Annotated in this window: 9 protein-coding genes; 1 reads left to right on the top strand and 8 read right to left on the bottom strand. The window is 45.9% G+C overall.

Annotated features, from left to right (window positions below; translation table 11 throughout):
* Positions 1–28 precede the first annotated feature (28 nt).
* The 7 genes from HMPREF6485_RS08465 to HMPREF6485_RS08435 form a co-directional block, all read right to left on the bottom strand.
* Positions 29–796 carry a hypothetical protein gene (locus HMPREF6485_RS08465; protein ID WP_248622264.1) on the bottom strand — a complete coding sequence of 256 codons (768 nt, stop codon included), beginning with the start codon at positions 794–796 and terminating at the stop codon, positions 29–31.
* A 136-nt stretch (positions 797–932) separates the two neighbouring features.
* Positions 933–1,511, bottom strand: coding sequence for a hypothetical protein (locus HMPREF6485_RS08460; protein ID WP_004345973.1), 579 nt, complete (start codon positions 1,509–1,511; stop codon positions 933–935).
* Positions 1,511–4,984 carry a hypothetical protein gene (locus HMPREF6485_RS08455; RefSeq protein ID WP_004345972.1) on the bottom strand — a complete coding sequence of 1,158 codons (3,474 nt, stop codon included), beginning with the start codon at positions 4,982–4,984 and terminating at the stop codon, positions 1,511–1,513. Before HMPREF6485_RS08455 ends, HMPREF6485_RS08460 begins: the two co-directional genes overlap by 1 nt.
* Positions 4,985–5,003: 19 nt before the next feature.
* On the bottom strand, positions 5,004–6,488 hold the full coding sequence (locus HMPREF6485_RS08450) for a hypothetical protein (RefSeq protein ID WP_052296818.1): 1,485 nt from the start codon (positions 6,486–6,488) through the stop codon (positions 5,004–5,006).
* A 113-nt stretch (positions 6,489–6,601) separates the two neighbouring features.
* On the bottom strand, positions 6,602–7,048 hold the full coding sequence (locus HMPREF6485_RS08445) for a hypothetical protein (RefSeq protein WP_004340871.1): 447 nt from the start codon (positions 7,046–7,048) through the stop codon (positions 6,602–6,604).
* Positions 7,049–7,063: 15 nt separating this feature from the next.
* Complete coding sequence (locus HMPREF6485_RS08440; protein WP_004345969.1) at positions 7,064–8,419, bottom strand: hypothetical protein; 1,356 nt, start codon at positions 8,417–8,419, stop codon at positions 7,064–7,066.
* A gap of 143 nt (positions 8,420–8,562) precedes the next feature.
* Positions 8,563–8,880, bottom strand: a complete 318-nt coding sequence (locus HMPREF6485_RS08435) for an MGMT family protein (protein WP_044126363.1) — start codon at positions 8,878–8,880, stop codon at positions 8,563–8,565.
* 253 nt (positions 8,881–9,133) lie between these two features.
* Between HMPREF6485_RS08435 and HMPREF6485_RS08430 the strand changes: the two genes are divergently transcribed.
* The gene (locus HMPREF6485_RS08430; RefSeq protein ID WP_004340867.1) at positions 9,134–10,024 is read left to right on the top strand and encodes a YitT family protein; all 891 of its coding nucleotides are present in this window, start codon (positions 9,134–9,136) and stop codon (positions 10,022–10,024) included.
* Between the two features lie 107 nt (positions 10,025–10,131).
* On the opposite strand, the gene HMPREF6485_RS08425 is transcribed toward HMPREF6485_RS08430, so the two are convergent.
* Positions 10,132–10,626 carry a GNAT family N-acetyltransferase gene (locus HMPREF6485_RS08425; protein WP_004345967.1) on the bottom strand — a complete coding sequence of 165 codons (495 nt, stop codon included), beginning with the start codon at positions 10,624–10,626 and terminating at the stop codon, positions 10,132–10,134.
* Positions 10,627–11,195 lie beyond the last annotated feature (569 nt).

Genomic DNA, 11,195 nt, shown 5'->3' with positions numbered 1-11,195 from the left:
TTTGGATGATTGCGGATATTCATTTTCTTTATTCTTTTATCATTCGTTGTCCGTCACCAGTGATAATCTGTTGCTTGTCAAAATCCAGTCGATAATCCTGTATTTTACCTTCCGAGAAACGGCAGTGGAGCATTCCTTCGCTATAAGACAATGTACCCGAACGCATTTTTTTGTCAACCCTTATGGTTATTTGATTTCCGCGTATCAACATGATAATACGACCATAAGGTGCTTCTCCGTACCAAATGCCTTCTACCCACGCGGGTAACTCCTCTTCTAGAACAGCTTCCTGCGCAGTTGTATCAGCATTGTCTTTTTGCCCCCTCTGTCCCTCCAAGACCGAAAGAGACAATGTTTTCGGTTCTTTGGTTGCATTATCTGTCTGGTCTTCCACTGTTTCCCTTGTCTCGACAGGTGCATCGTCTTCATCCTCCGCAGAATGACGGTTGCAACTTTTAGCTCCCCAAATCAGCAATGCCAATAAAACGAAGAAAATCAGACACCCTTTCATACAAGAGCCTTCGCTCCCTTTACGGTTGTTTGTGGGAGGAAATGAAGTTCCCTTCGGGGAAGGATTTGGAGGTGGGATAGTCCTCAAGGGAATTGCCGGAGGAACTGGAGGGGGCAATGAAATTTGGGAAGAACCATCAACCGGTGTAGACACTTCAGACCCTTCCACTACATTCATAGCAGATGGAGAGGCAAACTCCACCTCCGAAATGCTCTCTTGACTTATATACGGCTTGTCTTCCGTTCCGTGAGATAGATTGTCTCCCCGCATATAATCGTCAGGCATAACATATTTAAATGGAGTGCCACATCGGGGACAAACGCAATCCAACTCTTTCTGTCCGAGGCCAATCTCCACCTCATAGCGGAATCGGCATCGTTTACACTTCACTTCCAACATGCTTTTCATCTACATTTTATCATTATCCAAAGCGAACCGTTGCTTTTTTTATCACTCTCCACACACCATTTTCCATGACAGCACTTCCCCTTTCAAGGATCGTCACATGATGAAGAAGTCCGGTGGTATTGCCTTCTATCTTGCAAACAGGTTTCACAAACTGGCTGAGACTAATCATCGCTGTGGCCAAAGCATCCGGAGTGTCCAGCATTTCAAAAGTTGCTGTCGCCCCATCGCCTGTGACGAGTTTGTAGAGACTTTTACCTATACGCTCCTTTTTCGCCACATCGGAGAATAAACCGTCAATAGTCGGTGCACCGGCAAACAATTCTGTCTTGCCACCATGAGAACTATAAGAATGGTCATCTCCTTGTTCGTTCTGTATAGCTTCCGAAGCGTCTAGCATCATTTCTTCTTTTCTATACTGTCCGGACAAGGCACTTTCGAGTTTGTCAATACGCTCGCAACATACATCTATCTTTGCAGCAAGCGATTCCACTTGCTCTTTTAAGTCTGTATTAGCCGTTTCCAACGCTGCAATTCTCTCCAACAAGGGAGCGACACTCTCCTCTATTTGTTTTGCGACCTTACTACCAAACATCAGTTCAGATTTTCTATAAGATTATCACGAATACTGCCAATAATGGGATAAAAGAACATGGTGTCTTCAATGGCGTCACCACCATTCTTGTCTTCTTGATTTTTGTTAACAAAATTCCAACCATTCACAAGATGATGCTCCAAATCCTTATTAACCAGTTCTTTAAACAAATTCAGGCTCTTTAAATCTACCAAGAAACGATCTGTGACATGGATATCATCACACAAAGAGATGAAAAAGTTGTTGAAGCGTCTAACTTCATCCACAAGTTTGGCTCTGAGGGCATCTGACTCCATGTCGTCATAGACCAATCGTTCTTTGTCTATCATGGAATAATTCATCTTCAGGGGGTTGTCAAAATTATCCATCAATCGGTTGAGCTCAAAAACCTGCGCAGTTCCTCCATTGTCTCTGACTTGCAGCAACGCGCCCCGACATGTAATCTGCTTAGGTTCTCTCTTTTCCATAACGACGGCAAAGCCGTCAGCGTCATACTTTTTGTCATAAACACGTTCAAAAACCATTTGTGTGAGTAAATCCAGGTCACGCTGTTGTCCGACGATGTCTAAAACCTTTGCCCCTGTTCCACTGAACATTACGCTACGTGGCATTTCCAGCCGATGATGTTTCATCAAATTGGCCACATAATAGATCAGCGTGACATAGAAATAGATAAAGATGATCTTACGCGCCCCATCTTCATTCAACCGTTGGTTATATGAAAAGACATCATTGTCTTTTATCACCTTATTGTTGATCACCGAGAAGAGGAAAGCATTGATGTCTTCCGACTTCTTCTTTGATGTAATGTCATCAAGAATGCCATTCAGTTCTCCATACTTATCATCATCGGCATCGAAAAGGCGTTTGAAGTAATCGACATATTTTACCAACATGGGATTGGTATCGCCATGCGGTATTTCGGAAAAACCATCACCAAACAGCACATTGGCAGCAAAGCGAAATGATGTCAAAACCACCGGCTGCCGGGCATTACTCTCGTAAACAACCACGTCACTCGACCCACCTCCTATATCTATGGATGCGACTGTTGATGCTGCACCGCGGAATCTACTCGACCCCTTATAGAAATAATAAGGTGCCACTGATTCAGGCATTTGGATAAGATTATGATCATCGGCCGACACACCGAACACTTCTTTAAAAATCTTGGCCCAAGTCTCCTGCATTTTTCTGACCGTGCCGACCTTCATGCTCAATGGATAGAACCACACAAGACGGGTCTTCTGTAGGTCGCCATTCTCAAGCAAAACTTTAGTACGCATCAGTAAAGCGACCTCCGTGAGATAGGCCTTTACACGCTTGGCTGTGGATATATCCGTACTCCACTTCAGATTGGGAACCACCCTGTTGCCGTAGCCTATACTCTCTTTCTCATAGATGAAGGGAATGTTGGCATCACCCAATGCTATGATATTATCCACATTGCGCGCATCCATACGTTCGCATTCGCTGAGCACTGTGCGCTGCGGGAAACCGTAGTCTTCACCTATCACCTTTGGCAAGAATTCTTGCTTAATGATGACATCATACAGAATGCTTTCACCATTATATAATGTAGCCAACAGCCTGTCTTTTCCCGTGGAGTCCACTCGTATTGGTTCGGGCATTCCTTCTCCCTTCATACATTCTACATGGGTGTTGGTCGTTCCAAAGTCGACAGCAAAGGTAAACGCGTCATAACCGGGAATATATTCAGCCCACTTAGGACAAACTGTGCCCACTGCAACCTGATTGCCACGTTCATCGGTCAGCACAACATTCATGTAATCGAAATCCGTCTCCAAACGATAGTAACTGGAACCTACCCGCTTGTCATTTTTCAGAGAACGATCTCTAACGACAACCTCTTGTTCATCAAGACGTTGCAGATATCCATTCTTAAAGAACTCCAAAGATAACCGGCTGTTTTCCAATGCTCCTAAAGCCCTGTCGACCAACTGTACATTGTATTGTCCCAATCCGGGTGCTCGGACAAACGGGAACACACTTAATGCAAATGGAACTGTCACAAAGCGACCACGGTCGTTAGCAACATCATAGCTCAACTCCCCATCCGGTGACTCAATATAGGTACGCTGCAAAGTGATGTATGACCCATTTTTCTGAACGGGGATTCTGAGGACAGCCTTCACAGTATCTACACTGCCCAGCCGTCCATGAACCAATTCAAAGCGAGGACGCCCCCCTATCGTTCCCCACAAATCATTTACATTAAAGTATTTAAAGTAAAGTGGCTTCAAGGGTAATAGAAAATCGCAATTATCAACTTCTCTATTGGCAATGGTCAAATTCCCATCAAAGAAACTATCACGGTCAAGGCTGTAATCGAGCTTGATCATAGACGGTTGAAGAAAATCGTTGACTGTAAGCCACGGGTATTGATGAGTTGTTCCCGGAAGCACACGCTTCTCAACCGGTATTGCATAATCGGTCGGGCGAATCTCAATGCTATCATCCCACGCCCCCGTAACATAACGGAAAGCATCGCTCGAAGGAGCATTCAAATGATTTTGGAGCACCAGTGGCAGACAATCGTCCACCTCCCGTGAGGGCACTATTCGAAAATCACTGGCCTGAATGGCTGCTTGGATATCTTCTGCGCGTGCGCAAAAAAACGGAATACCCAAAGCTTCCACCCCGTCATCCATCCGCGAATAGTTGGATTCAAGAAAGGTCTTGGCCTTCTCTACGCTTTCTGTATCAAGTGCCGTTGGATTGCCTATTTCTTTCAAGATAATCTCTTGCAGCTGTTGCTTAAGTAGAGGGAAGCACGTGATGAGATATCTGTTCACCTCTCCACAAAGTTTCTTCAATTCGGGATAGGCGGTAAACAAAGCATAGATGTACTTGATGAACGGTTCATTGCGCTCCCAAAGCGGCCGCCATTCATCAAATATGTTGATATTCTGCTCCACCGGAATCTTATACATCCCTTCACGTGCATTGGGAGATGCCATAAATAATGTGACAGGAGAAGTGGAACCTACCACCTGATTGCCATAGACCAGAAAGAAAAGTCTGTCCATCCTATCAAAATTGAAAGCATCTTTGTCCTGCTCAAGATACATCTCAAGGGTGTCGCCGAGCAGCCGATGCTGGGGCTCTTGCTTCAAGGCTTCCAATTCTGTGGTTTTGTTCCACTCGACAATGCGCAACAAATTGTGCAACTCCCCATAATTGAAAAACAGTTGGGCTACATCGAGTGCATTGGCCACCAGCTTCTCATCCATCAGTTCGCCTTGCAGATTGGCATGGGCAGCCAAACGGGAAAAGGCGTTTTTCACCAAGTCCATTTGGGCGAAAGGTGACGGGATGGCCGTTCGGGGAGTCTGTGCAAGCCCCCCGTTGGGATCAGCTATCATCTCTATTTCATCCGCATTGTACTGACTGTTTAAGGATATCCAACCTTCTCCTGTGGTTTTCTTGTTATAGCTTAATATCTTCGACATAAATCTGATATTCTACGAATTAAACAACCCCATTGAATTTTTCATCTACCAATGTGTCCAGTGTCTCTTCCAACAGACTCAACAGTTTGAGACTTACCTTGTCACCCGCAAAGCGATTGGCTTTAGTTGCTGCTTGACTCGCCTTGTTCATGGACGAAAGAATGGATTTGTAGTCAAGTGCTGATTTGAAGAATCCCGATTTAGGGAGCATATCGACAGACACATCTGCCAACTTTTCTGCACTCAAATCAAAAGGTGCAAAACTGCGCTGATTGCCTTTGAGCTCTTTCAACCAAGTGAGATAGCCCACAAAAAAATCGTTGGTCAGTGTAGTAAAGAAACTTGTTGTCAGGAAACCATTTGTCAGTTCCGGCTTATCTTGGGTATATCCGCGGCCTATGTCCTGACGCAGTTGGTGTGTGATGTACATATAAGCCAAGTGAAACTTGAGCATTTGCTTGTTGACAAGCACGCGTGTCGGAAGTCCGAAATCTTTCAGACTGAGCTGCATCTTGTCGTTGGCCAGTCCGTATTCCTTGTATATCGGATTCTGCGCATTGCCGCCAACCGTTACAAGCCGTTCATCGGGAATGCCCATAAAGTCAAATATCGACAAAGCTCCCACGTATTCCACCACATGGGCATCGTTGCGTTGCCCGTTACCTCCAGGATCATTGAAGTAGGGATTGCTGGGTATCTCATCTCCCACATAGTAGCAGGCATTGAGTTTCGATTCCGGCCGCTCCACTCCACCCTGCCTGAGACCAGTCAGATTGTCATGGTAGTAGAATAGTGCCGACTTGGTTTTAGAGATAAAGTCAGCCCGGGATATCGGACTGTTCTCGTCTTGCTGGACATTAAAATAAGGTAATACCGTGAGCGCTCCAATGCGGGCATCGCGCAAATCTCCCCGGTTATTGATGTTGGGATTGCTGGCGGCATTGCGTATGTTCTTCACAATGATGGGGTAACCGGCCGCCCCGGTACCTCCGAAGATGGAAGAGACAACAAAAATGCGATCTTGCTTCTGAAACACATTGGAAAATTGGCGGAACTCTTCACTGTCCTTAAATTGGTTGAGTGCCACACTTCCGATGTTCGGCGAACCAACAAAGCCTATATCCATCTTGGTGTCCAGTTGATAATTGGAAAACATCATTGAACACAGCGCCTGATTACCGGTGTCAAGTGTGGAATATGAGATAAAATCCTGAAACTTCTTGGATGCGATGCTCCCCATATTAAAGAGGAAAGTGTCACTCAAATTGGAGCCTCCCGGCAGAATGTCGCTTAACGTTGACACTTTCACAGAAAAAAAGCCCCGTGTCTCATCCGGCGAATCGCCATACAGGGAACGGCGAATCTGTTTATACCAACGAAGGAGATTGTCGGTGCGCTTCAAGTCTTCATTGGCCTTATGTGGGTCGACAATAATGGGCACCACTTCCAACGGCATAGGCACCCCCTGTTCATTGAGAGGATGCACACCAGCGGCAAACTGCATGATCAGGGGCCTTAGCACCCGCGAACCGGTTCCGCCAACCAGAAAGAGAAATAATCTCATATTTGTTTTTACTTTTGATACATTTGTTGCTTCATAGGTTTACGTTTGTCCACCTATTCGGGAATAGGTGTATGGCGACAATTGCTACTCCACCAACGCATAGAGAAAGAAGCTACCACAAAAAGGACGACTTCCACCAACATGTTTACGACGGCAAACGAAAAGAGCTGATGCCCGAAATCATAGTCCATAGCCGCAAAGACACCATCGGCGTAGAAATAATTGATCGTTGGTGTCACGAGGGCAGCTACTGCCAGCATAATGAGCCAATGATACCAACGGGAAAAACTTACACTGTTGATCACATAGTAGAAAACCCCTGCTACGGCCCAGGCAACAATAGCAGTAACAACGCTCACCAGCATATAGATATTCTCATCATACATAGCTGTAGAAAATTCTCTCTCATAATACATCGCCTCAAACAGAGGAATGGCTAAAATGATGAAAAGTAGCGTGACAACAACGCCTGCAATCAATAATATTGTATTCTTTTTCATTTCACTTTGATGATGTTATTTCTCCAAAATCAGTTTTATCTTGAAATAGCAGGGTTCTCCCCATCCCGAGTTGACCGATGTCCGCCTGTAGCTGTCGTAGATGCCCCCAAGGATATATTTAAGTCCGAAAGTTGTTTTCGAGAACTTTGTTCCTGAAAGGTTTGTATCGTCGTCACTGTTGCTTTCTCCTATCCAATCAGCCAATTTATCCGGCAATGAAATGGTCACTTCCTCCTTGGAGGCTATATCAGAGACCTTCAATATAAATATGTGGGTGGCCGACAAGGCGCGGTTGCGCTCGGGCTTGGAAAGTTTGGTCTTGTCTATGGAGATGATTTTCTCAATCTTCACGCCCTTCCTGTCAATGGCATAGTTGGCCGGATTGGTCAATACCGATGCCGGAATGAACTTTCTCCCCAAGTCAACAGCCAGAGCCAAGCGGACATTCCCCGTCTCTTTGTCGGCTTCAAGCCCGGTGACGCAATTCAAGTTGTCACTGTCCGGCTTAAAACGGCCCCTGATCTCCTCATGACTCAACATGAATTCCGAATAAGGTATAAAGGCTTTGTCGCTCCCACTCCCATTTCCAAACAACTGGTAGAGATACATGTCACGATAGCCTTTGAGCCGTGTAAAGTCACAAAAAGCAGCATACCTGTCATCGGCTTCCAGTCGTTTCATAGCCTGCCGATTTCCGGCAACAATAATATAATAAGGTCTGACACCGGTATATTGCTGTCCGGAAAAGGGAGAATTGTAAGGGTAATAAGCCCCATCATAAGAGCCCTGCATCTGAACGACCAACAGCGACATGTCTCCCACGCGCTGCTTGAACACCGAACTAATCATGCCGGTGGCATCCGAAAAGATTTTCCGAGGGTTTGTCCCTTCCATCGTCTTGACCGAATAAATCATATCTGTGAACAAAACAGAAATTTCGTTCTTTTCGGTATTTTCAAGAATCGCCTGAAAAATGCGTTGAAAATCTGTATAGGAGGGGTCTCCAATACCTTTGGAAGATGCGAAAATATTATCGTCACTGATAAATTGACGGATTCCCTTGGGATACCGGTAGATGCTGTCATTGACGATATAGAGCCTGTTTGCATCTCCAGGCACACTATTCAACATCGATACAAAGGCGGCTTTGAAAGAACCGTCCCCCCGGGGGCTGTCATAGGGAGTCATCGAACCGGAACGCTCCAAATAGAAGTTCACGCGTAAGGGTTCTAATTTCTGATAACTTTGTTGACCCACCTCAACCGTTGATTCCTCCCGGGAAGTCCCATGATGGCGGCCGGCACACTGCGCAAAGCCTAAAATCACCATAAGAGCCAGTCCCGATATGACTGAATTGAAAGGTAGCTTCATGCTATTTAGACGTCTTTTAGAATATACTTAGTTGCAAAAGTACAAAAAAAATAGAACCTACCGAGGAATCTCTTATAATTTAATATAAAATACGAATTTGCAGGCAGGGGCAATACCTGTCTCTTATCGCCAATGCCTGTAAACTATCCTTCTGCCATAAAATTCCACCGACAGGCACGCATATCCACACACCCGTCAATTTTGAACGACACGCCTTCTGCCTCAAGCATCCCACGTTGTTCGTGCCAATTCGGAACTGTGCACCCACGGCTGTTCACCACTCTGTGGCAAGGCAACCGGCGTATAGCTGGTGCTTCGCCCATTATGCGCCCCACCAGTCGAGCGTGGTGAGGTCTGCCCACAAGCAGGGCAATATCACCATAGGTGACGACCTTACCCATAGGGATGGCCTCCACCACACTATACACTTCGTCACGAAAGGTTGCTATATCTGTCTTCATCGCTTGTTTTTTGATACTTTCGGAGCACTGCCCCCCTACAACAGCCGTTCTGTCTGCAAAGATGGCGCAGATGCAAGATTGCCTCCATCTTGCAGAATACAGCCTGTCTTGATGCAAAGATAAACTATTCTTCGTCAGCAGGACATATTTATCAAGATTTTTGTTTGTTTTATACAGCACTTTTTGTTAAATTTGCAATTTGAAACAAACGTTACGGATTGTCTGAACCTTTAACCCTGTTACCAAAAAGAAAATGAGACAAAAGACCAAACGCAGAGAGATACTCGACTATCTCGTTATCGCCCTATCCATGTTTATGGGTAGTGTGGGCCTTGGTGTATTCCTCTTGCCCAATCACATCACGATGGGTGGTGTGGGAGGATTGGCCTCCATTCTTTACTGGGGCTTCCACATCCCCCCACAAGTGAGTTATTTGGTACTCAATCTGATACTCCTTGCCGTTGCCCTCAAAGTGTTGGGGTGGCGTTTCTGTGTGAAAACCATCTACGCTGTAGGATGCTTCGCCATCGGCCTTTCGCTCACCCAGCACTTCATGGCGGGGCGGACCTTCTTGGCCGACGAACCGTTTATGGCAACTGTCGTGGGTGCCTTCTTTCTTGGCATCAGTTCGGGACTGGGACTTTCCTACAACGCCAGTACGGGCGGTACGGACACCATAGCGGCCATGGTGCAAAAATACCGCGACATCTCGCTGGGTAATGTCATTATGATCTGCGACACGGTCATCGTCACATCAAGCTATCTGGTGCTCAGAGATTGGGAGCCGGTGATCTACGGATATGTCTACCTCTTTATCTCTGCGCTGTTTGTCGATCGCGTGGTCAACTCGCTACGCCGCTCAGTACAGTTTTTTATCATCTCCGACAAGCATGAAGAAATAGGCCATGCCATCAATACGACCGCCGAACGAGGATGCACCGTCATCGACGGACGCGGTTTCTACTCCGGCAAGGAGATGAAACTGCTCTTCGTGCTGGCTCGGCAGAACGAATCGGCCAAAATCTTCCAACTCATCGAAGAAATTGACCCCACGGCCTTTGTATCGCAGAGTGCGGTGATCGGGGTTTACGGATTAGGGTTCGACCGCTTTAAAGTGAAACGCAAAAACACTCGCTCCACTTAATCCGTTCCACACCATCATGTCGGTTTCATCGGCATGTTTGTGGCTGTGTCCGGTGTGTCGATATTTCCTTGCTGTCTATTTCCGGATGGTGCTTTTGCCTCGTCATTTTATCCTAACCACTGAAAGGCCAATCGCTCGGAACCGTCAGACAGGTATATGATGCCACAATAAGTAAATCCATGCCTGTCAAGCAGACGACGCATGATGGCATTGTCGCGATGTGTATCTACCCGCAAATTATCGCTTTGCGACTTGCAAAAGTCAATGATGGCGGCAAACACCCCATGTGCAGTGCTGTCGGAAGCCACACGATGAAGCACATAATAGGCTCTGTCTTCATCTATCCAGCGACCACCGGTGATATGGGCGTATGTTGGTTCAGGCCCTGGCACCAAGGCAAAGGTCCCCACGGTGCATCCCTCTTCTTCACAAAGATAGCTTGTGCCATGCTCTATATCACGCTCGAAAGTCTGCTTCGCCGGATAGTTTTCCGGCCATTGGTCGGGATTTCCCGTTGTCTGCATAATCCGACGCGCATCGTCGCGCAATCGTAAAATGGTGCTGAGGTCTTCCTTCCGGGCCTTTCTAATTGTTATTTTCATATAAAAGTCTTGAGTTAGGATATATACCGAGCACTTGCTGTGTATCTTGCAAAGATAGTGAAAAAACGGATAAAAAGATACTCTCGTACATCTTTTTTGTCGAATTTTCTTCAGGTAATACCGGTCTTTTATAAGTTTGTAAGGGGGAGAATAAAGAACGAAAAAACAGGGTGGTGACTCGTTAACGGCTCATTTCCGCCCTGCAAAAAAGAACATTTTGTACCTTTAGCCATATATGAAGCCCCTATTGCCAAATCTGAAAATCCTAATTTTGCATAACTTTGCTTCCAAGAAAGCGAAAGCCGAATAACATTATCACCAACAGACAAAAATATTTCAATCGTGTACCGTGAAACTTACAGCAAACAACATGAAGACTTGTAAGAGTCTCGCAGCAACAAAACCTTATCAACACATCTAACAGTATATCGCTTAAAAAAGACGAGATAATAACACAACTCAGGGTTTTGTGCCACATATTCTCCGCACAAAGACTGGCACACCTCTCCCCTTCATTGGGGAGAGGCGGAGTTTTTAACCATACTTGGAAGTTCAGGAAAGCCCTTTTT

It is taken from the genome of Segatella buccae ATCC 33574 (assembly GCF_000184945.1).
GTDB classification, from domain to species: domain Bacteria; phylum Bacteroidota; class Bacteroidia; order Bacteroidales; family Bacteroidaceae; genus Prevotella; species Prevotella buccae.
This window is presented reverse-complemented; position numbering and strand designations above follow the sequence as displayed.

Bases quoted from the DNA above. Each gene is read 5' to 3' on its own strand.
- HMPREF6485_RS08465 (WP_248622264.1), bottom strand. From the start codon at position 796: ATGCCTGACGATTATATGCGGGGAGACAATCTATCTCACGGAACGGAA.
- HMPREF6485_RS08445 (WP_004340871.1), bottom strand. From the start codon at position 7,048: ATGAAAAAGAATACAATATTATTGATTGCAGGCGTTGTTGTCACGCTA.
- HMPREF6485_RS08435 (WP_044126363.1), bottom strand. From the start codon at position 8,880: ATGAAGACAGATATAGCAACCTTTCGTGACGAAGTGTATAGTGTGGTG.
- HMPREF6485_RS08460 (WP_004345973.1), bottom strand. From the start codon at position 1,511: ATGTTTGGTAGTAAGGTCGCAAAACAAATAGAGGAGAGTGTCGCTCCC.
- HMPREF6485_RS08430 (WP_004340867.1), top strand. From the start codon at position 9,134: ATGAGACAAAAGACCAAACGCAGAGAGATACTCGACTATCTCGTTATC.
- HMPREF6485_RS08440 (WP_004345969.1), bottom strand. From the start codon at position 8,419: ATGAAGCTACCTTTCAATTCAGTCATATCGGGACTGGCTCTTATGGTG.
- HMPREF6485_RS08455 (WP_004345972.1), bottom strand. From the start codon at position 4,984: ATGTCGAAGATATTAAGCTATAACAAGAAAACCACAGGAGAAGGTTGG.
- HMPREF6485_RS08425 (WP_004345967.1), bottom strand. From the start codon at position 10,626: ATGAAAATAACAATTAGAAAGGCCCGGAAGGAAGACCTCAGCACCATT.
- HMPREF6485_RS08450 (WP_052296818.1), bottom strand. From the start codon at position 6,488: ATGCAGTTTGCCGCTGGTGTGCATCCTCTCAATGAACAGGGGGTGCCT.